The following is a 19,493-nucleotide window of genomic DNA, read 5'->3' on the forward strand; positions in this document are numbered from 1 at the left end:
AGGAGTTATCTAGTGGCACGCGTCAAGCGGGCAGTCAACGCCCAGAAGAAGCGCCGGGCGATCCTCGAGCAGGCCAGCGGCTACCGCGGCCAGCGTTCCCGCCTGTACCGCAAGGCGAAGGAGCAGGTCACCCACTCCCTCGTCTACAACTACAACGACCGCAAGAAGCGCAAGGGCGACTTCCGTCAGCTGTGGATCCAGCGCATCAACGCCGCTGCCCGCGCCAACGGCATCACCTACAACCGCTTCATCCAGGGTCTGAAGGCCGCCAACGTCGAGGTGGACCGCAAGATCCTCGCCGAGCTGGCCGTGAACGACGCCAACGCGTTCGCCGCGCTGGTCGAGGTGGCCCAGAAGGCCCTGCCGAGCGACGTCAACGCCCCCAAGGCGGCCTGACCCAGGCTCTCCCGGACCCGCAGGCCCTGTGCCTGCGGGTCCGTGCTGTGTTCCCGGAGCGCCGCGCCGCGCCTCCGGGCGGACCCCGACCGAAGTGAGTGCAACCGTCATGCCCGGCCCCGAGCTGACCTCCCTGCGATCCCCCCGCGTCGTCGCCGCGCGTCGCCTGGCCAAGCGCAGCTTCCGCGGCAAGGAGCGGCGCTTCCTCGCCGAGGGACCGCAGGCCGTGCGCGAGGCCATGGCCCACCTGGTCGAGGTCTACGTCACCCCCGAGGCCGCCGCCCGGCACGAGGGGATCCTCGCCGCCGCGCGCGCCGCCCGGGTACCCGTGCTCACCGCGACCGACGAGGTCGTCGCCGAGATGTCGGACACCGTCACCCCGCAGGGCGTCATCGGCCTCTGTCGCTTCCTGGACACCCCGTTCGAGGAGGTGCTGCGCGCCCGGCCGAAACTCGTCGCCGTCCTCGCCCATGTGCGCGACCCCGGCAACGCCGGCACTGTGCTGCGCTGCGCGGACGCGGCCGGTGCGGAGGCGGTCGTCCTCACCGACGCCTCCGTGGACCTGTATAACCCCAAGGCCGTACGCGCCTCCGTGGGCAGCCTCTTCCACCTCCCGGTCAGCGTCGGAGTCCCCATGCGGACCGTGGTCGACGGTCTGCGCGGGGCCGGCGTGCGGCTGCTCGCCGCCGACGGCGCGGGGGAGCGCGACCTGGACGCCGAACTCGACGAGGGCACGATGGGCGGCCCCACCGCCTGGATCTTCGGCAACGAGGCCTGGGGCCTGCCGGAGGAGACCCGCGCACTCGCGGACGAGGTGGTGCGCGTTCCCATCCACGGGCGCGCGGAGAGCCTGAACCTCGCCACGGCGGCCGCCGTGTGCCTCTATGCGTCCGCCCGCGCGCAGCGTGCTCCCGGAGGGTGCCGCTCAGTGACGGTGAGCTAGTAAGGTGACGCCTTCGGGGACCGCCCTGAGAGGGGGTTACGGGGATGGACGTCCAGATGACCGGCGGCAGGCCGTCGCACGCGCCGGAGAGAATGCCGCCTGTCCTGACCGACTGCGGCATCACCCCTGACGAGCTCCCCGACGGCCTCGTCGTCGCCGACGAGCACGGCCTCGTGCGCTGCTTCAACGCCGCCGCCGCCCGGATCACCGCGCTCGACCCCGCGGACGTCCTCGGCCGCCCCATCGAGCAGGCCCTGCCCCTGGAGGACCTGGACGGACGCCGCTGGTGGCAGCTGACCGACCCGTACCAGGGCCTGGCCACCAGGACGGGGCAGCCCGAGCGCAATCTGCTGCTCCCCGGCGGCCGCGAGGTGCTCGTGTGCGCGAGGTACGTCCGCGACCACCCCACCGGCCCGGTGCGCCGGCTGGTGGTCGCGCTGCGCGGCACCGAGGCACGGCGGCGCACCGAGCGCAGCCACGCCGAGCTGATCGCCACCGTCGCGCACGAGCTGCGCTCCCCGCTCATCTCCGTCAAAGGCTTCACCGCCACCCTGCTGGCGAAGTGGGAACGCTTCACCGAGGACCAGAAGAAACTCATGCTGGAGACCGTGCACGCCGACGCGGGCCGCGTCACCCGGCTGATCGCCGAGCTGCTCGACATCTCCCGCATCGACTCCGGCCGCCTGGAGGTGCGCCGCCAGCCGGTCGACATCGCCGCGGCCGTGCGCCGGCACGTGGAAGCGCTCGTGGCCGCCGGACAGCCCGCGGACCGCTTCGCCGTGCGGGTCGCGGGGGCGCTGCCGTCCCTGTGGGCCGACCCCGACAAGGTCGACCAGATCCTGGGGAACCTGCTGGAAAACGCCGTGCGCCACGGCGAGGGAACTGTCACCATTGATGTGGCGCCCTCGTCGTCGCCGCGCGAGCGCGGATGGTCCGGAACAGCGGTGACCGTGAGTGACGAGGGGCCCGGCATCCCGGAGGAGTCCATGAACCGCGTATTCACCCGCTTCTGGCGGGGCAGCAAGCGCGGTGGCACGGGCCTGGGGCTCTATATCGTCAAGGGCATCGTCGAGGCCCACGGCGGCACCATCACGGTGGGCCGCGCGCCCGGCAAGGGCGCCCAGTTCCGATTTATCCTGCCCGTCGGGGCGCCGGCCTTCACGGCCTGAGCATCGCGTGGTGATCCACCGGCCCCGACGGGCGTGACCAGGCTTTCCCCGTGGCCCCGATAGACTCGACCCTTGGCATTCAGCGGTCGGGCAGGCAGGTCGGCCACGCCATCACCCACATCGGAACGGGAAGAAATGTCGGCACCGAACAAGTCGTACGACCCTGTCGAGGTCGAGGCACTGAAACCGGAAGAGATCGAGCGCCGGCGCGACGAGGCGCTCGCCGCGATCGCCGAGGCCGCCGACCTCGACGCGCTGCGCGAGGTCAAGGTGGCCCACACCGGGGACCGCTCGCCGCTCGCCCTCGCCAACCGTGAGATCGGCGCGCTGCCGCCGCACGCGAAGGCGGAGGCCGGCAAGCGGGTCGGCCAGGCCCGCGGCGCGGTCAACCAGGCGCTCAAGGCCCGGCAGGAGGTGCTGGAGAACGAGCGGGACGAGCGGGTGCTGGTCGAGGAGGCGGTGGACGTCACCCTGCCGTACGACCGGACCCCGCGCGGCGCCCGGCACCCGCTGACCACGCTGTCCGAGCGCATCGAGGACATCTTCGTGGCCATGGGCTACGAGGTGGCCGAGGGCCCCGAGGTCGAGGCCGAGTGGTTCAACTTCGACGCCCTCAACATCTGGGCGGACCACCCGGCCCGCACCATGCAGGACACCTTCTTCGTCGAGGGCGACCGGCCCGCCGGCTCCGGCGCGGAGGAGAGCGGCGTCGTGCTGCGCACGCACACCTCCCCGGTGCAGATCCGCTCCCTGCTCGACCGCGAGCCGCCGGTGTACGTGATCTGCCCCGGCCGGGTCTACCGCTCGGACGAGCTGGACGCCACCCACACCCCGGTCTTCAACCAGGTCGAGCTGCTCGCCGTCGACGAGGGCCTGACCATGGCGGACCTCAAGGGCACCCTGGACCACATGGTCCAGTCGCTCTTCGGCGAGGACATCACCACCCGGCTCCGCCCGAACTACTTCCCCTTCACCGAGCCGTCGGCCGAGATGGACATGGTCTGCTACGTCTGCCGCGGCGAGTCCGTCGGCAACCCGGACCGTCCCTGCCGCACCTGCGGCAGCGAGGGCTGGATCGAGCTGGGCGGCTGCGGCATGGTCAACCCCCGGGTGCTGACCGCCTGCGGCGTCGACCCGGAGAAGTACAGCGGTTTCGCCTTCGGCTTCGGCATCGAGCGCATGCTGATGTTCCGTCACAACGTCGAGGACATGCGAGACATCGTCGAGGGTGACGTGCGGTTCACCCTTCCGTTCGGGATGGAGATCTGATGCGGGTCCCGCTTTCTTGGCTGCGGGAGTACGTCGACCTGCCTGCCGGCGAGTCCGGCCGCGACGTCCAGGCCAAGCTCATTTCCGCCGGGCTCGAGGTCGAGACCGTCGAGCAGCTCGGCGCCGGCCTCAAGGGCCCGCTGGTGGTCGGCAAGGTGCTCACCATCGAGGAGCTGACCGGGTTCAAGAAGCCCATCCGCTTCTGCACCGTCGACGTCGGCACCGCCAACGGCACCGGCGAGCCGCAGGAGATCGTCTGCGGCGCGACCAACTTCGCCGTCGGCGACAAGGTCGTCGTCATCCTCCCCGGCGGCGTCCTGCCCGGGAACTTCGAGATCTCGGCGCGCAAGACCTACGGCCGCAACTCGCACGGCATGATCTGCTCCGCCCGCGAGCTCGGCATGGGCGACGACCACGACGGCATCATCGTCCTGCCGCCGGAGCACGAGGCCGGCACCGACGCCATCGAGCTGCTGGAGCTCGTCGACGAGGTGCTCGACATCGCGGTCACCCCCGACCGCGGCTACTGCCTGTCGATGCGCGGTGTCGCCCGCGAGACGGCCATCGCCTACGGTCTGCCACTGCGCGACCCGGCGCTGCTCGACGTCCCCGGCCCGAACTCCTACGGGTACGAGGTGCAGGTCGCCGACCCGGTCGGCTGCGACCGCTTCACCGCGCGCACCGTCACCGGCCTGGACCCGGAGGCGCGCTCCCCGATCTGGCTGCAGCGCAGGCTGCAGAAGGCCGGCATGCGCCCGATCTCGCTCGCCGTGGACGTCACCAACTACGTGATGCTCGAGCTGGGCCAGCCCCTGCACGCCTACGACCGGCACCGCATCGAGGGCGCCATCGGCGTCCGCCGGGCCCAGCCGGGCGAGAAGCTGACCACGCTCGACGGCCAGGTCCGCGTCCTCGACCCGGAGGACCTGGTGATCACCGACAACCACGGCCCGATCGGCCTGGCCGGTGTCATGGGCGGCGCCACCACCGAGATCGACGACACCGGCGCGTCCACGACCGACGTCGTCATCGAGGCCGCGCACTTCGACCCGGTCGCCATCGCCCGCACCGCGCGCCGCCACAAGCTCTCCTCCGAGGCGTCCAAGCGCTTCGAGCGCGGTGTGGACCCGCAGGCCGCCGCAGCCGCCGCGCAGCGCACCGTCGACCTGCTGGTGCTGCTCGCGGGCGGCACCGCCGAGGCCGGTGTCACCGAGGTCATCGCGCCCTCCGCGCCGCACACCATCACCATTCCCGCGGACCACCCGGACAAGGTGGCGGGCATGGCGTACGGCCGTGAGACCGTGGTGCGGCGCCTGCAGCAGGTCGGCTGCGACGTCTACGGCGCCGACGAGCTCATCGTCACCGTGCCGTCCTGGCGGCCCGACCTGCGCGACCCCAACGACCTCGCCGAGGAGGTCATCCGCCTGGAGGGCTACGAGAACCTGCCCTCCACCCTGCCGAAGCCGCCCTCGGGACGCGGTCTGACGGAGTCGCAGAAGCTGCGCCGCCGTGTCGGCCGGGCGCTGGCGGGCGCCGGCTACGTCGAGGTGCAGAACTACCCGTTCCTCGGCGAGGCCGTCTTCGACCAGCTCGGCCTCGACGCGGACGACCCGCGCCGCGTCACCGCCACGCTGGCCAACCCGCTCTCGGACGAGGAGCCCGCACTCCGTACCACGCTGCTCCCCGGCCTGCTCGGCGCTCTGCGCCGCAACATCGGCCGCGGCGCGCACGACCTCGCGCTCTTCGAGACCGGCCTGGTCTTCCGTCCCAGCGGCGAGGAGAGCGCGCCGCCGCGGCTGCCCGTCGACCGGCGCCCGACCGACGCCGAGATCGCCGCGCTCGACGCCGCCCTTCCGCCGCAGCCGCGGCACGTCGCGGTCGTCCTGACCGGCGCCCGTGAGCAGGCGGGCTGGTGGGGCACGGGCCGTCCCGCGCAGTGGGCCGACGCCATCGAGGCCGGGCGGGTCGTCGCCGCCGAGGCCGGGGTTGAGCTGATCGTCCGCCAGGACCAGCAGGCCCCTTTCCACCCCGGCCGCTGCGCCGCGCTGTGTGCGGTCGTCGACGGTGAGGAGGTGCTCGTCGGTGCCGCGGGCGAACTGCACCCGCGGGTGATCAAGGCGATGCACCTGCCGGAGCGCACCTCCGCCCTGGAGCTCGACCTCGGCGGCCTGGAGCGCGCCTCCGGCGGCCCCGTCGTCGCGCCCCGGGTGTCCGCCTTCCCGGTGGCCACCCAGGACGTCGCCCTGGTCGTGGACGACTCCGTCCCGGCCGCCGAGGTGGAGGGTGCCCTGCGCTCCGGTGCCGGAGAACTGCTCGAGTCCCTGCGCCTGTTCGACATCTTCACCGGTGAGCAGATCGGCACGGGCAGGAAGTCGCTGGCCTACAGCCTGCGTTTCCGGGCCCCGGACCGCACGCTCACCGCGGAGGAGGCCTCCGCGGCCCGTGACGCGGCCGTCTCCGCCGCGGCGGAGCGCACGGGAGCCGTGCTGCGCGGCGCCTGACCCCGCGATGTCGCGCTCCCGTGGGGCGCCCCCGGTCCGCCGGGGGCGCCCCACGGGCGTTCCCGCCGGTCACGTAGCCCGATCGGGTGAAATGCCTTCGTTCGATATCCGGTTCCTCGTGCCCAGTCGCCACAATCGATCGGAACCAGGGCCCACTCGACGCGGGGGCTGTGTCGTCGTCAGCCGCGTCAACGGCTGCAGGGGGAGCCCCGAGGCATGATCCGACCCAGGCCGGCGAGCCGCCGGAGCGGCACCAGGGCGCGGGGGCTGGTGATCCTGTCGCTTCCCGGAGTGTGGGTGGCCGCGGTCCTGGGTCTGGTGTACACGGTGCCGGGGGGAGCCCAGTGGGCGCCCGCCGCGGTCGCCGCCCCCGCGCTCGCCTGCGCCGGCACGGGCCGCCGCCGCTGCGTGCTGGTCGGCGGCGGGCTCGCCGTGGCCGCCGTCGCGGTCCCCGACACCGGGCAGCGGCTGGGCACCGAGGTCGCCGTCGTCGCCGTCCTGCTCGTCTGCCTCTGGCTCGCCGACCGCAGAGCGCGCCTCACCGCCGAACTCGACCGCACCCAGGAGATCGCCCTCGCCGCCCAGCAGGCGCTGCTGCCCCCGCTGCCGCACCGTGTGAGCGGCCTCGCGGTGGCCGGCTACCACCTCTCGGCCAGCCGCGGCGCCCGCGTCGGAGGCGACCTCTACGAAGTCCTCGCCACGCCCTACGGGGTGCGCGCGGTCATCGGGGACGTGCGCGGCCACGGCCTCGAGGCCGTCGGCACCGTCGCGGCATTGCTCGGCAGCTTCCGTGAGGCCGCGCACGAGGAGCCGGAACTCGGTGGCGTGCTCCGCCGCCTGGACCGCGCGCTCCACCGGCACCTGCGGGAACGCCCGTACGCGGCCGAGGAGTTCGTGACGCTGATACTGCTCGAACTCGACGACGACTGCGGTGTCCAGGTCGTCAACTGCGGCCACCCGCAGCCGTACCGGCTCTGCCCCGGCCGCGCGGGGCCGCCGAGCGCCCGACCGCTGGACGCCGGTGAACCGCTGCCGCCGCTCGGCCTGTTCGACCCCGCTCGCGGCGCGAAGGCCGTCCCCTGTGGGGAACTCCTGCCCGGCCAGGCGCTCTTCCTGCACACCGACGGCGTGACGGACGCCCGGGACACCGCGGGAGAGTTCTTCGCGCTGTCACCGGTCCTGGAGAGGGCCGCTCAGGAGGCCGGCCACGGAGCCGTGTTGTCCGCGGGGGCCCTGGTCGAGACGGTGCGGGCCGCGTTCCTCCAGCACACCCGCGGGCGACTCACCGACGACATGGCGTTGCTCGTGCTCCACCGGGACGTCCCGCGCGTGCCCACGCAGGCGGGTGCTCACGGGGCGCCCACGCCCGCACCACGACGGAAGTTCCCGGAGTGCCGTGCCCTTGATTCCGGCTGATCCTTGGTAAACCTGGGTCGAAACCGAGCAGAACACCCCGAGCTCGTGTCACCGGCCAGAATGAGGAGAGGGGCAGGCATGGCAACCCCCACCGTCGCCGGAGCCGATCTGTCCACGCCCACGGGAGAACTGATCGCCGTGGTCGGTCCGCCCGGGCCGCAGCGGTCCGCTCTGCAACTCGCCCTCAACAACGCACCCTGGAGCCGGGGTCCTTCCGTCACGACGACCGTGATCAGCCGCGGCGCGTGGAGCGAACTGCGGCGCGTGGCGGCAGCGGGGATCACGGTCGTCGCCGCGTGCGACAGGGTGGTTGCGGCCGATGCGGGGGCGCACCGCGTGGTGCTGATGCCGCACCCCGACGGCGCGGGGTGAGACCGCGCGTCGTGCGCCGTGTGCGGAGGTCGCGGACGATGCGGAGGGTGCGAGTCGTACGGGCCGGGCGCAACTCACCGCCGGTGAGCGTAAGAACGCGCTGACGACGCCGGCCGCCGCGGAGCGCGCTCTGCGGCGGCCGGACGGTGCGGAGGTGCGACTACAGGTAGTCCTAGAAGCCGTGGCCGCTCTTGCGGCCCAGCCGGCCGGCGTCGACCATGCGCTGCAGCAGCGGGGGAGCGGCGTACAGCGGCTCCTTGAACTCCTCGTACATCGACTCCGCGACCGAGGCCACGGTGTCCAGCCCGATCAGGTCGGAGAGCTTGAGCGGGCCCATCGGGTGGGCGCAGCCCATCTCCATGCCGTTGTCGATGTCCTCCCGGCTGGCGATGCCGGCCTCGAACATCCGGATCGACGACAGCAGATACGGGATGAGCAGCGCGTTGACCACGAAGCCCGCACGGTCCTGGGCGCGGATCGGGTGCTTGCCCAGCACGTCGGTGACGAGCTTCTCGGCGCGCACCAGCGTCTGGTCGTCCGTGGTGAGGGCGGGGATGAGCTCGACCAGCTTCTGCACCGGCGCCGGGTTGAAGAAGTGGATGCCGATCACCTGCTCCGGGCGGGAGGTCGCCACCGCCAGCTTCACCAGCGGGATGGAGGAGGTGTTCGAGGCCAGGATCGCGTCGCGGCGGGTCACCACCTGGTCGAGCACATGGAAGATCTCGGTCTTGACCTGCTCGTTCTCGACGACGGCCTCGATGACCAGGTCGCGGTCGGCGAAGTCGCCCAGATCGGTGGTGAAGGTGAGGCGCTCCAGCGCGGCGTCGCGCTCCTCCACGGTGATCTTGCCGCGCTCCGCCGCCTTGCGGAGCGAGTTCGTCAGCCGGGTCCGGCCCAGTTCCAGGGCCTCGCCGGTGGTCTCCGCCACCCGGACGTCCAGTCCGGCCCGGGCGCACACCTCGGCGATACCCGCGCCCATCTGGCCGCAGCCCACCACACCGACACAACGGATGTCGTCGTTCAACGCCCCGCCTCTCCCTGATCGCGAGATGGAGACCCGGACCGTTCGTGGGGCCCGGACCAGCCCGCTCGACATTACACCCGGCCGGCCCACCGGTCCGGGTTCCCGCAAGGGCTGCCCGGCCGGGGAGCGACGCCGCCCCGGCGGCCGGTGTTCGCGCGGTCGCCGGGGCGCCGCACCGGACGCGACGACGGGGCCACGTGCCGTCCGGGAACGGACGGGGCCTGCCCGGACGGCACGACCGCCGCGACGGGACAGCCGCGACCCGACGGAACCATTGCGGGTGTGCGGGATGTGCGGGATGTGCGGGACGTCGGGTCCATGCTGGTCTCCCGGTTCCGGCGGCACAGCCCGATGCCACATCTCGAGTCCGGTCAGGCCGTCGGCGGCCGAGACGACGCGGTAGCCGTAGCGTTCCAGCACCTTGGTGACCGACCGCTGGACGGGACCCAAGGGGTCCCGAGCGCCCCGACCCGTCCGGCTCCGGGCAGGTTGCCGGACGGACCGATCCGCCCCAGTATCAGCGCCATACGGAAGTGACGGGGAATCAGGGGACACTCATGCGCCCACTCTCACGCAGGACCTTCGCCGCGGGCGCCGCCGGGGCCGTCGGCGCCGTTCTCGCCGCGGGCCCGGCAGCGGGCGCGAGGGGCACGGACGGGACGGTCGTGGCCGGCGGCCCCTCGGGAGCGAGGGAACCCTCCGGGACGGCCGGAGCAGTGGGCGCGGCGGCCGGGCAGTTCCGCGGGATGTGGCTGGCGACGGTCGCCAACCGCGACTGGCCCTCCGCCCGAGGGCTCCCGGCGAGCCGGCAGCGCGACGAACTCCTCCGCTACCTCGACCTCGCCGTCGAGCGGCGCCTCAACGCGGTCGTCATGCAGGTCCGGCCGACCGCCGACGCGCTGTGGCCGTCCCCGTACGAGCCCTGGTCGCAGTACCTGACCGGGGTCCAGGGACGCGACCCCGGCTGGGACCCGCTCGGCACAGCCGTTGCGGAGGCGCACGCCCGGGGACTGGAACTGCACGCCTGGTTCAACCCCTTCCGGGTCGCCACCCACACCGACCCGCGGCGGCTGGCCCCGGACCACCCGGCACGCGTCCATCCGGACTGGATCGTCACGTACGGCGGCAAGCTGTACTACAACCCCGGGATTCCGCGGGTGCGCCGCTTCGTGCAGGAGGCCATGCTCGACGCCGTTCGCCGCTACCCCGTCGACGGCGTGCACTGGGACGACTACTTCTACCCCTATCCGGTCGCCGGCCGGTCCTTCGCCGACGAGGATGCCTTCGCCCGCTACGGCGCGGGCTTCGACGACCGCGCCTCCTGGCGGCGCGGCAACATCGACCTGCTCGTCAGCGAGACCGCGGCCCGCGTCAAGGCGCTGCGTCCCACCACCCGCTTCGGCGTGAGCCCCTTCGCGGTCTGGCGCAACCAGCGCACGGACCCGCGCGGCTCCGCCACCCGCGGCGGGGTGCAGACGTACGACGACCTCTACGCCGACACCCGCGGCTGGGTGCGCGAGGGCTGGATCGACTACATCGTGCCGCAGGTGTACTGGAACATCGGCTTCGACGTCGCCGACTACGCCACGCTCGTGGCCTGGTGGGCCGACGTCGTCGACGGCACCGGCGTCCACCTCTACATCGGGGAGGCGCTGTACCGCGCGGGCTCCGCCGGGGAGGCGGCGGCCTGGCAGGACCCGGCCGAACTCTCCCGCCACCTCGAGCTCGCCCGCAGGCACCCCCAGGTGCGCGGCCATGTCTTCTTCTCCGCCAAGGAGGTCGCCGCCGACCCCATCGGCGCGATGTCCCGGGTCGTCGCCGACCACTATCCGACGCGGGTCCGCACGCCCGCCAGGGGATCGTCGGCGTAGCGGCACACCGGAAGCCGCGGCCGTGTCGTACGACGGCCGCGGTCCGCGTGGCCCGGTGGGGGCGGCTCAGCCGGTGGGGGGCGGCTTGCCCCGTCCGCTCTCCACCGTCGAGTCCGGTCCGGGGGACAGGATGCACTCGTGCCCGTCGTCGTACCGGACGCGGTACGGAGGTTCGCCGCCCGGCCCCATCACTTCGACGATCTCGGCCACCTTGTCGTGCTGGCCGACGACCCGCCCGTGCTGCCTGACCCGGTCACCCTTGTTCGCGTGCATCGGTAGACCTCCTGAGAACTCGGCGGTCCGCAGCTTTGCCCCTCCAGTCTAGATTCGGGCGTCCGCTCCGCACCCCCGGGCACGGACCGGGGCTCAGTCCGGTCGCAGGCCGAGTTCCGCCAGCATGCGCGGGTCGGGGGTGCGCCGGTAGCCCGACCACAGGGGGCCGCCGCAGGCGTGCAGCACCGCGTCGACCGCCGCTGCGAAGGGCTCGCGCGAGCCGCCGCGGACGAGGTCGCGGTAGCCGCCGAGGAGCAGCCCGGCGAGTTCCGGTTCGGCCTCGCGCAACCGGCGGGGCAGCCACTTGCCGCCACCGCGCCAATGTCCCCGGGTGCCGAGCAGGAGCTCGGCGGCACGGTCCAGGAGGGTGGCGGCGACGGCGAGGAGCTCGTCCTCGTCCCGTGCGCCGAGCAGGTCGTCGCGCAGGTCGGTGACGTGGTAGCGACGGTGGTCGCGTACCGCGTCCGCGACCGGGGGCGGCCCGGCGGCGAGGATGCGTTCCGCGGAATCGCGCAGCCGGGCGGCGGTTCCGTCGCGGTCGAGCAGGATGGCGCCGCGCGCGCACATGAACGCCAGCGTGCCGCTGCCGCGGTCGCGGTCCCAGCCCATGAAGGCGTGCGCCGACTCGGGGGTGTGCACGAAGAGCTCGACCGGCCAGGAGCCCCAGGTGAGCGATTCCGCGCGGCACGCGGCGGGCGGGCCGAGGACGACGACCACGTCCAGGTCGGAGGTCGCCGTCCCCTCGCCGCGGGCGGTCGACCCGCCGAGGAACCCGGCCAGAGCGTCGGGGAAGCGTTCGGCGAGGAGGGCGCGGGCCGCGCCGAGCGGATCGTCCATGCGGGGACCCTACGCGCTCGGCTGCCGATGGGGGCGGCACATGGCGGAGGACCTCGCGGGCCGCCGAGGCGGCCATGGCGGAGCCGTGCAAGCCGTCGAACGGCGCTCGGCCCGCCGCCCCGGGGTCGGCGCGGCGGGCTGTGCGACGAGTGCCTGAAGGCCGTGCGCGACGACGACGTCCAGGGGCGCCTGGTGACAGGGAACCCCGCGGCCTGGCTGCCAGAGTGCACCATGCGGCGAGGCCGGCGCGCCTGGCCGCCACCTGGAATCCGGCCCCTGTCGCCTGGGGCGAGGGGAGTGGCAAGGCACCCGCCGCGCATGGCCAGGGCCCCCATGGCCCGACCCGCCACGACCCGGCCCGTCATGAGGGCCCTCGGCTGTCGCGAGGTGCAGACCTCAGCCGCAGCTCCTCGGCGCGCGGACAGGCTCCCGGCGCCGGGAGGCGTCAGGCGCCGGCGGCGCGGGAGCGCTCGGCGTCGCGCTCCTTCAGACGGGCGGCCTCCTTGCGGACCTCGGCCTGGGTGGCGCGCTCCTTCTCCAGCCACTCGGGGGCTTCCTGCTTCAGCGCCTCGATCTGCTCCGTCGTGAGCGCCTCGGTGACCCCGCCGCGGGCGAGACCGGAGATGGAGACCCCCAGCTTCGCCGCCACGACCGGGCGCGGGTGCGGGCCGTTGCGGCGCAGGTCCTGCAGCCACTGCGGCGGGTCGGCCTGGAGCGCGTTCAGCTCGTCGCGCGACACGACGCCCTCCCGGAACTCGGCGGGGGTGGCCTCGAGGTACACACCCAGCTTCTTGGCCGCCGTGGCGGGCTTCATGGTCTGGGTGGAGTGGTGCGACGTCATGCCCCCAGGATATCGATCGCGGGCACAGCCCCCGACCAGTGCCGGGGTAGCCTGGCCGGATGACCGGCTCGGAAGCTCCCCCCTCGTTCCGCCTCGCCTACGTACCGGGCGTGATCCCCGCCAAATGGGTGCGGATATGGCAGGAGCGGCTGCCGGACGTCCCCCTGGACCTGGTCATGGTCCCGGCCGCCGAGGCTCCCGGGATGCTGCGCGGCCTCGACGCGGACGCCGGCTTCGTCCGGCTGCCGATCGACCGGACGGACCTCAGCGCCATCCCCCTCTACACGGAGGCGACGGTCGTCGTCGTCCCCAAGGACCACCTGGTGGCCGCCGCCGACGAGGTGTCCCTGGCGGACCTGGCCGACGACGTGGTGTTCCACCCCCTCGACGACACCCTGGACTGGGAGGCGCCGCCCGGGCGGCCCGCGATCGAGCGCCCGGCCACGACCGCGGACGCGATCGAGCTCGTCGCGGCGGGCGTGGGGCTGCTGGTCGTGCCGATGTCGCTGGCGCGGCTGCACCACCGGCGGGACCTCACCTACAGGCCGGTCACCGACGCCCCGCAGTCACGGGTGGCGCTGTCGTGGCGCGAGGACACCACGACCGACCGCGTCGAGGACTTCATCGGCATCGTGCGCGGGCGTACCGTCAACAGCACGCGCGGCCGGACCCAGGGCCAGGCGGAGCCGAACAAGAAGGCCGACCAGGGCGCCGCCCGCCGCAAGCCCGCCACCGGGAAGCCCGCGTCAGGCAGGTCCGCCGGCCGGACGTCCGCGAAGACCCCCCGCTCCGCGAAGCGGGGCAAGCCCCGCCGCCGGTCGTAGACCGAGTCGTCCCGCGAGACGCCAGGGCTCCGGGGATCACGCGGGACGACGCCTCTGTGACGGACGCGGCGTTCGAGGGCCCGCGACGGCTGCCGGGTGACCGGGCCGCGCGCTCGTCAAAGCGGCGGTCAGAGGGCGTGGCCTCCGTCGATCTTCCAGCTCGCGCCGTTGACGAACCAGGCCTCGGGACTGGCGAGGTAGGCCACCGCACTTGCGATGTCCGAGGGCTGGGCGTATTTCCCGACCGGGATCATCGCCGTCACGGTCTCCGCGTAGGGGCCGGACTCCGAGTTGGCGTCGGTGTTCGTCGGGCCGGGCTGGATGTTGTTCACGGTGATGCCCCGCGGCCCGAGTTCGAAGGCAGCCGCTCGCGTGAGGCCCTTCACCGCCGACTTGACCATGGCGAAGGGGACGAGCCCGGTCATCTGGATGCGGTCACCGGTGACGCTGCCGATGTTGATGATCCGTCCGCCTCGGCCGAGGTGGGGGATGGCCGCCTGGATGGCGGTGAAGACAGCGGTGACGTTGACCGCCAGCATCCAGTCGTAGTGCTCCTGCGCGAAGCCGTCCAGGGGCGCCACATGAGCGCCCCCGGCGTTGTTCACCAGGATGTCGAGACCTCCCAATGAGGCGACGGCGGTCTCCACGGACGCGCGGACCGCCGCCCGGTCGGCGCTGTCGGCCTGGAGGGCCAGGGCGCGGCCACCGGAAGCCTCCACCTCCGCGACGAGGGCCTCGGCCTTGTCCTGGGACTTGTGATAGGTGAAGGCCACCCGCGCGCCTTCGCTCGCCAGCCGGCGCACGATGCCGGCTCCGATCCCCCGCGAGGCCCCGGTGACCAGAGCGTTCTTGCCTGACAGTCGCCGCGCCATGCGTGCTCTCCTCTCGGCGGACCACACAGGAACCGCCTGGCATTTTTGTTGCTGCGTCAAACAATAACCGAGGGGTTGTCAGTCCCCGCGAAAGGCGCTGCTGTTGGTGGCGCACCTCACCCACGAGGTGCGCCGGCCCGCCGAGGGCCCCTGTCGGGACATGCTCACCGGTCCGGCGGTGTCGCGTCCTTCTTGATCTTCTGGCGCCACATGCCATCTCCGGACGGGGCCAAGGTCTGCCAGCCGGCAGGCTCCATGGGTCGACTGCATGTCTCCGTCGCAACCGCGGCGGCTGGAAACCGGCGGGCGATTTTGCATAAAAGTTCCGTGCACCGTATAGTCATGCCATCGACGAGGAGGGTCCATGGCATTCCGTGCAGCGGTGGCGGGAGCGAGCGGGTACGCGGGCGGGGAGATCCTGCGCCTGCTGCTGAACCACCCCGAGATCGAGATCGGCGCGCTCACCGGGAACAGCAACGCCGGGCAGCGCCTTGGCGGCCTTCAGCCGCATCTGCTGCCGCTGGCGGACCGCGTGCTGGAGGCGACGAGCGCGCAGGCGCTGTCCGGGCACGACGTCGTCTTCCTCGCCCTGCCGCACGGGCAGTCGGCCGCCGTCGCCGAGCAGCTCGGCGACATGGCGCTCGTCGTGGACTGCGGAGCCGACTTCCGCCTGTCGGACGCCGCGGACTGGGAGCGGTTCTACGGCTCCCCGCACGCCGGAACCTGGCCGTACGGCCTCCCGGAACTGCCGGGTGCCCGCGCCGCGCTGGAGGGGTCCAAGCGCATCGCGGTGCCCGGTTGCTACCCCACCGCGGTCACGCTGGCGCTCTTCCCCGCCTACGCGGCGGGCCTGGTCGAGCCCGAGGCCGTGGTCGTCGCCGCGTCCGGCACCTCCGGTGCCGGCAAGGCGGCCAAACCGCACCTGCTGGGCAGCGAGGTCATGGGCAACATGACCCCCTACGGGGTCGGCGGCACGCACCGGCACACCCCCGAGATGATCCAGAACCTCTCCGCCGTGGCCGGCGAGCGGGTGAGCGTGTCCTTCACCCCGACGCTGGCGCCGATGCCGCGCGGCATCCTCGCCACCTGCAGCGCGAGGGCCAGGCCCGGGACCACCGCCGAGGCCGTCCGGGGCGCCTACGAGAAAGCGCTGGCCGACGAGCCGTTCGCGCACCTGCTCCCGGAGGGCCAGTGGCCCGCCACCGCCGCCGTGTACGGCTCGAACGCCGCGTTGGTCCAGGTGGCGTACGACGAGGCCGCCGACCGGGTCGTGGCCGTCGGCGCCATCGACAACCTCACCAAGGGGACCGCCGGCGGCGCCGTGCAGAGCATGAACATCGCCCTCGGCCTCCCCGAGGGGCTCGGTCTGAGCACCGCGGGGGTCGCGCCATGACCCGCCGCCCCGCCGCCCGCGCCCGCCGCGCCGTCGCCGTACTGCTCACCCGGGCCGCGCCCTGTGACACGGGCGCGGACGCGGGCGGCACGGCCCCGGTGCCCGGGCCGCGCACCGACACCATGGCGACGACCGCGCCCCTGCGGTGCGTCGGCCCATACGCGGACAAGGAGACGACACAGTGAGCGTCACGGCAGCACAAGGATTCACGGCGGCGGGCATCGCCGCCGGGATCAAGGAGAACGGCAACCCGGACCTCGCCCTCGTGGTGAACAACGGCCCGCGGCTCGCCGCGGCCGGCGTCTTCACCTCCAACCGGGTCAAGGCCGCCCCCGTCCTGTGGTCCGAGCAGGTCCTCAAGGGCGGACAGGTCTCCGCTGTCGTCCTCAACTCCGGCGGCGCCAACGCGTGTACGGGCCCGCTCGGCTTCCAGGACACCCACGCCACCGCCGAGGCCGTCGCCGAGGCCCTCGGGCAGAGCGCGGGGGAGGTCGCCGTCTGCTCCACCGGGCTGATCGGCGTACGGCTGCCCATGGACAAGCTGCTGCCGGGCGTCGCCAAGGCGGCGGCCGAGCTCTCCCCGCACGGCGGTGAGAAGGCGGCCATCGCCATCAAGACCACCGACACCGTCCACAAGACCGCCGTGCACGAGGGCCCGGGCTGGACCCTCGGCGGCATGGCCAAGGGCGCGGGGATGCTCGCCCCTGGCCTGGCCACCATGCTGGTCGTCCTCACCACCGACGCCGACGTGGACTCCGCCGCCCTCGACACGGCACTGCGCGCCGCCACCCGCACCACCTTCGACCGGACCGACTCCGACGGCTGCATGTCGACCAACGACACGGTGCTGCTGCTCGCCTCCGGGGCCTCGGGCATCACGCCCGACGCGGAGGCCTTCGCCGCCGCCGTCGAGCAGGTCTGCGCCGACCTGGCCCGTCAGCTGATCCGCGACGCCGAGGGCGCCTCCAAGGACATCAAGATCGAGGTGATCAACGCCGCGACCGAGGACGACGCCGTCGAGGTGGGCCGCTCCATCGCCCGCAACAACCTCCTCAAGTGCGCCATCCACGGCGAGGACCCCAACTGGGGCCGGGTGCTGTCGGCGATCGGCACCACCTCCGCGGCCTTCGAACCCGACCGCCTCAATGTGGCGATCAACGGGGTGTGGGTCTGCAAGTCCGGTTCCGTCGGCGAGGACCGCGAGCTGGTCGACATGCGCTACCGCGAGGTCCGCATCACCGCCGACCTCGCCGCCGGCACCGAGTGCGCGACCATCTGGACCAACGACCTGACCGCCGAGTACGTCCACGAGAACAGCGCCTACAGCTCATGAGCACCCGCAAGCACACCGCCCTGCCGAAGGCGCAGATCTTGATCGAGGCCCTGCCGTGGCTGACCCGGCACCACGGCAGGACCGTCGTCGTCAAGTTCGGCGGCAACGCCATGGTGGACGAGGAACTGAAGGCGGCCTTCGCGCAGGACGTCGTCTTCCTGCGGCACGCCGGCCTCAAGCCGGTCGTGGTGCACGGCGGCGGCCCGCAGATCAGCGCGCAGCTCGACAAGCAGGGCCTGGTGAGCGAGTTCAAGGCCGGCCTGCGGGTCACCACCCCGGAGGCCATGGACGTCGTCCGCATGGTGCTCGCCGGGCAGGTGCAGCGTGAGCTGGTCAATCTGCTCAACCAGCACGGCCCGCTCGCCGTGGGCCTGACGGGTGAGGACGCCCACACCATCAGCGCCACCCGGCACCGCCCGGTGATCGACGGCGAGGCCGTCGACATCGGCCAGGTCGGGCAGATCACCGGGATCGACACCGGCGCCATCCAGGCGCTGCTGGACGACGGCCGCATCCCGGTCGTCTCCTCCATCGCCCGCAGCGCCGACCCCGCCGACGCGACAGGCGTCTACAACGTCAACGCCGACACCGCCGCCGCCGCTCTCGCGGCCGCGCTCGGCGCGGAGACGCTGATGGTCCTCACCGACGTCGAGGGACTCTACGAGGACTGGCCCCACAGTGACGAGGTGATCAGCCGGCTCACCGCCAGCGAGCTGGAGAAGCTGCTGCCCGAGCTGTCCAGCGGCATGGTGCCGAAGATGGAGGGGTGTCTGTACGCCGTGCGCAACGGGGTCCGGACCGCCCGGGTCATCGACGGGAGGGTCCAGCACTCGATCCTGCTGGAGATCTTCACTGACGAGGGAATCGGCACCATGGTGGTGCCTGACGGCGATGGCGCGGCGGGCGACGGGACCACATCGCGGAACGAAGGGGAACGGGCATGACCGGCACCGACGGCCAGGGGAACGAGGCGCTCACCAAGCGCTGGCAGGGCTCCCTGATGGACAACTACGGCACCCCGCGGCTGCCCCTGGTCCGCGGCGAGGGCGCGCGCTACTGGGACGCCGACGGCAACGAGTACCTGGACTTCCTCGGCGGCATCGCCGTCAACGCCCTCGGCACCGCCCACCCCGCGGTCGTCCAGGCCGTATCGGAGCAGATCGCCACCCTCGGCCACGTCTCCAACTTCTTCATCTCCGAGCCCACGGTCGCCCTCGCCGAGCGGCTGCTCGAGCTGTCGGGCCGCCCCGGGCGCGTGCTGTTCTGCAACTCCGGCGCCGAGGCCAACGAAGCCGCCTTCAAGATCGGCCGGCTGACGGGCCGCACCCATATGGTGGCGACCGACGGCGGCTTCCACGGCCGCACCATGGGCGCGCTCGCGCTCACCGGGCAGCCCAAGAAGCAGGAGTCCTTCCGCCCGCTGCCCGGGGACGTCACCCATGTGCCGTACGGTGACGCCGACGCCTTGCGCGCCGCCGTCACCGAGGAGACCGCGCTCGTCGTGATCGAGCCGATCCAGGGCGAGAACGGCGTCATCGTGCCGCCCGCCGGGTACCTCGCCGCCGCGCGGGAGATCACCCGCGCCACCGGCACCCTGCTCGTGATGGACGAGGTGCAGACGGGCATCGGCCGCACCGGCCACTGGTTCGAGCACCAGGCGCAGGGCGTCGAGCCGGACGTCGTGACCCTCGCCAAGGCGCTCGGCGGCGGACTGCCCATCGGCGCCACCCTCGCCTTCGGCCCCGCCGCGGACCTGATGACCCCCGGCCAGCACGGCACCACCTTCGGCGGCAACCCGGTGGCCTGTGCCGCGGCGCTCGCCGTCCTGGACACCATCGCCGGAGACGGCGTGCTGGAGAACGTCAAGCGCCAGGGAGAGAGGCTGCGCCAGGGCGTCGAGGCGCTGGGCCATCCTCTGGTCGATCATGTACGCGGTGCGGGGCTCCTGCTGGGTATCGTGCTCACCGAGCCGCTGTCCGCGCAGGTGCAGAAGGCGGCTCAGGACGCCGGACTCCTGGTGAACGCCGCCGTACCCGACACGGTGCGGCTCGCCCCGCCGCTGATCCTCGGTGACGCCGAGGTGGACGCGTTCCTGGGGGCGCTGCCAGGTGTCCTCGACGCCGCACACGCCGCAAGGGAACCGCGATCCGGAGAATGAC

General features: G+C 72.9%; 19 protein-coding genes. 14 read left to right on the forward strand and 5 right to left on the reverse strand.

Annotation, left to right across the window (positions count from 1 at the left end; all coding sequences use genetic code 11):
• The first annotated feature begins 12 nt into the window (after positions 1-12).
• From rplT to AC3ET4_RS03675, 7 genes are all read left to right on the forward strand, one after another.
• Positions 13-396 (forward strand): 50S ribosomal protein L20, encoded by a 384-nt coding sequence (gene rplT, locus AC3ET4_RS03645; protein ID WP_018564305.1) that lies wholly within the window; start codon positions 13-15, stop codon positions 394-396.
• A gap of 109 nt (positions 397-505) precedes the next feature.
• Complete coding sequence (locus AC3ET4_RS03650; RefSeq protein WP_431946032.1) at positions 506-1,339, forward strand: TrmH family RNA methyltransferase; 834 nt, start codon at positions 506-508, stop codon at positions 1,337-1,339.
• A gap of 92 nt (positions 1,340-1,431) precedes the next feature.
• Positions 1,432-2,508: a sensor histidine kinase gene (locus tag AC3ET4_RS03655; RefSeq protein ID WP_431945771.1), complete on the forward strand. Its 1,077-nt coding sequence runs from the start codon at positions 1,432-1,434 to the stop codon at positions 2,506-2,508.
• A 135-nt stretch (positions 2,509-2,643) separates the two neighbouring features.
• Positions 2,644-3,777: a phenylalanine--tRNA ligase subunit alpha gene (gene pheS / locus AC3ET4_RS03660; protein ID WP_431945773.1), complete on the forward strand. Its 1,134-nt coding sequence runs from the start codon at positions 2,644-2,646 to the stop codon at positions 3,775-3,777.
• Positions 3,777-6,278, forward strand: coding sequence for a phenylalanine--tRNA ligase subunit beta (pheT, locus tag AC3ET4_RS03665; protein WP_431945775.1), 2,502 nt, complete (start codon positions 3,777-3,779; stop codon positions 6,276-6,278). Before pheS ends, pheT begins: the two co-directional genes overlap by 1 nt.
• Positions 6,279-6,494: 216 nt before the next feature.
• A complete protein-coding gene (locus tag AC3ET4_RS03670) occupies positions 6,495-7,694 on the forward strand; it encodes a PP2C family protein-serine/threonine phosphatase (protein WP_431945777.1) in 1,200 nt (399 codons plus the stop codon).
• A 78-nt stretch (positions 7,695-7,772) separates the two neighbouring features.
• The gene (locus AC3ET4_RS03675; RefSeq protein WP_431945779.1) at positions 7,773-8,066 is read left to right on the forward strand and encodes a hypothetical protein; all 294 of its coding nucleotides are present in this window, start codon (positions 7,773-7,775) and stop codon (positions 8,064-8,066) included.
• Between the two features lie 172 nt (positions 8,067-8,238).
• Here AC3ET4_RS03675 and AC3ET4_RS03680 read toward each other — a convergent pair whose 3' ends face one another.
• On the reverse strand, positions 8,239-9,090 hold the full coding sequence (locus tag AC3ET4_RS03680; RefSeq protein ID WP_431945781.1) for a 3-hydroxybutyryl-CoA dehydrogenase: 852 nt from the start codon (positions 9,088-9,090) through the stop codon (positions 8,239-8,241).
• A gap of 557 nt (positions 9,091-9,647) precedes the next feature.
• Between AC3ET4_RS03680 and AC3ET4_RS03685 the strand changes: the two genes are divergently transcribed.
• On the forward strand, positions 9,648-10,961 hold the full coding sequence (locus AC3ET4_RS03685) for a glycoside hydrolase family 10-like protein (protein WP_431945783.1): 1,314 nt from the start codon (positions 9,648-9,650) through the stop codon (positions 10,959-10,961).
• A 66-nt stretch (positions 10,962-11,027) separates the two neighbouring features.
• Here the strand turns inward: AC3ET4_RS03685 and AC3ET4_RS03690 are convergent, their stop codons facing one another.
• The 3 genes from AC3ET4_RS03690 to AC3ET4_RS03700 form a co-directional block, all read right to left on the reverse strand.
• Positions 11,028-11,234: a DUF1918 domain-containing protein gene (locus AC3ET4_RS03690; protein ID WP_431945785.1), complete on the reverse strand. Its 207-nt coding sequence runs from the start codon at positions 11,232-11,234 to the stop codon at positions 11,028-11,030.
• Between the two features lie 93 nt (positions 11,235-11,327).
• Positions 11,328-12,071 (reverse strand): nucleotidyltransferase domain-containing protein, encoded by a 744-nt coding sequence (locus AC3ET4_RS03695; RefSeq protein ID WP_431945787.1) that lies wholly within the window; start codon positions 12,069-12,071, stop codon positions 11,328-11,330.
• A gap of 445 nt (positions 12,072-12,516) precedes the next feature.
• On the reverse strand, positions 12,517-12,912 hold the full coding sequence (locus AC3ET4_RS03700; RefSeq protein WP_431945789.1) for a DUF5997 family protein: 396 nt from the start codon (positions 12,910-12,912) through the stop codon (positions 12,517-12,519).
• A gap of 59 nt (positions 12,913-12,971) precedes the next feature.
• Here AC3ET4_RS03700 and AC3ET4_RS03705 point away from each other — a divergent pair, with 59 nt between their 5' ends.
• Positions 12,972-13,736, forward strand: coding sequence for a LysR family substrate-binding domain-containing protein (locus AC3ET4_RS03705; protein ID WP_431945791.1), 765 nt, complete (start codon positions 12,972-12,974; stop codon positions 13,734-13,736).
• A 128-nt stretch (positions 13,737-13,864) separates the two neighbouring features.
• Here the strand turns inward: AC3ET4_RS03705 and AC3ET4_RS03710 are convergent, their stop codons facing one another.
• Positions 13,865-14,608, reverse strand: coding sequence for a 3-oxoacyl-ACP reductase family protein (locus tag AC3ET4_RS03710; RefSeq protein WP_431945793.1), 744 nt, complete (start codon positions 14,606-14,608; stop codon positions 13,865-13,867).
• 364 nt (positions 14,609-14,972) lie between these two features.
• Here AC3ET4_RS03710 and argC point away from each other — a divergent pair, with 364 nt between their 5' ends.
• Genes argC through AC3ET4_RS03735 form a run of 5 tightly spaced genes read left to right on the forward strand, consistent with a single transcriptional unit; the run spans position 14,973 to position 19,492 of the window.
• Complete coding sequence (gene argC / locus AC3ET4_RS03715) at positions 14,973-16,001, forward strand: N-acetyl-gamma-glutamyl-phosphate reductase (protein ID WP_431945795.1); 1,029 nt, start codon at positions 14,973-14,975, stop codon at positions 15,999-16,001.
• The gene (locus AC3ET4_RS03720; protein ID WP_431945796.1) at positions 15,998-16,186 is read left to right on the forward strand and encodes a hypothetical protein; all 189 of its coding nucleotides are present in this window, start codon (positions 15,998-16,000) and stop codon (positions 16,184-16,186) included. Before argC ends, AC3ET4_RS03720 begins: the two co-directional genes overlap by 4 nt.
• Positions 16,183-17,334, forward strand: coding sequence for a bifunctional glutamate N-acetyltransferase/amino-acid acetyltransferase ArgJ (argJ, locus tag AC3ET4_RS03725; protein ID WP_431945798.1), 1,152 nt, complete (start codon positions 16,183-16,185; stop codon positions 17,332-17,334). The genes AC3ET4_RS03720 and argJ overlap by 4 nt, the downstream gene beginning before the upstream one ends.
• Positions 17,331-18,278, forward strand: coding sequence for an acetylglutamate kinase (gene argB, locus AC3ET4_RS03730; RefSeq protein WP_431945800.1), 948 nt, complete (start codon positions 17,331-17,333; stop codon positions 18,276-18,278). Before argJ ends, argB begins: the two co-directional genes overlap by 4 nt.
• On the forward strand, positions 18,275-19,492 hold the full coding sequence (locus AC3ET4_RS03735; RefSeq protein WP_431945802.1) for an acetylornithine transaminase: 1,218 nt from the start codon (positions 18,275-18,277) through the stop codon (positions 19,490-19,492). Before argB ends, AC3ET4_RS03735 begins: the two co-directional genes overlap by 4 nt.
• Position 19,493: the final 1 nt, after the last annotated feature.

Source organism: Actinacidiphila sp. bgisy167 (genome assembly GCF_057707665.1).

Coding starts and splice junctions, on each gene's coding strand:
- AC3ET4_RS03685 (WP_431945783.1), top strand. CDS start 9,648: ATGCGCCCACTCTCACGCAGGACCTTCGCCGCGGGCGCCGCCGGGGCC.
- AC3ET4_RS03670 (WP_431945777.1), top strand. CDS start 6,495: ATGATCCGACCCAGGCCGGCGAGCCGCCGGAGCGGCACCAGGGCGCGG.
- AC3ET4_RS03700 (WP_431945789.1), bottom strand. CDS start 12,912: ATGACGTCGCACCACTCCACCCAGACCATGAAGCCCGCCACGGCGGCC.
- AC3ET4_RS03675 (WP_431945779.1), top strand. CDS start 7,773: ATGGCAACCCCCACCGTCGCCGGAGCCGATCTGTCCACGCCCACGGGA.
- AC3ET4_RS03710 (WP_431945793.1), bottom strand. CDS start 14,608: ATGGCGCGGCGACTGTCAGGCAAGAACGCTCTGGTCACCGGGGCCTCG.
- pheT (WP_431945775.1), top strand. CDS start 3,777: ATGCGGGTCCCGCTTTCTTGGCTGCGGGAGTACGTCGACCTGCCTGCC.
- AC3ET4_RS03735 (WP_431945802.1), top strand. CDS start 18,275: ATGACCGGCACCGACGGCCAGGGGAACGAGGCGCTCACCAAGCGCTGG.
- AC3ET4_RS03650 (WP_431946032.1), top strand. CDS start 506: ATGCCCGGCCCCGAGCTGACCTCCCTGCGATCCCCCCGCGTCGTCGCC.
- AC3ET4_RS03695 (WP_431945787.1), bottom strand. CDS start 12,071: ATGGACGATCCGCTCGGCGCGGCCCGCGCCCTCCTCGCCGAACGCTTC.
- AC3ET4_RS03705 (WP_431945791.1), top strand. CDS start 12,972: ATGACCGGCTCGGAAGCTCCCCCCTCGTTCCGCCTCGCCTACGTACCG.
- pheS (WP_431945773.1), top strand. CDS start 2,644: ATGTCGGCACCGAACAAGTCGTACGACCCTGTCGAGGTCGAGGCACTG.
- argC (WP_431945795.1), top strand. CDS start 14,973: ATGGCATTCCGTGCAGCGGTGGCGGGAGCGAGCGGGTACGCGGGCGGG.
- AC3ET4_RS03655 (WP_431945771.1), top strand. CDS start 1,432: ATGCCGCCTGTCCTGACCGACTGCGGCATCACCCCTGACGAGCTCCCC.
- AC3ET4_RS03720 (WP_431945796.1), top strand. CDS start 15,998: ATGACCCGCCGCCCCGCCGCCCGCGCCCGCCGCGCCGTCGCCGTACTG.
- argB (WP_431945800.1), top strand. CDS start 17,331: ATGAGCACCCGCAAGCACACCGCCCTGCCGAAGGCGCAGATCTTGATC.
- AC3ET4_RS03690 (WP_431945785.1), bottom strand. CDS start 11,234: ATGCACGCGAACAAGGGTGACCGGGTCAGGCAGCACGGGCGGGTCGTC.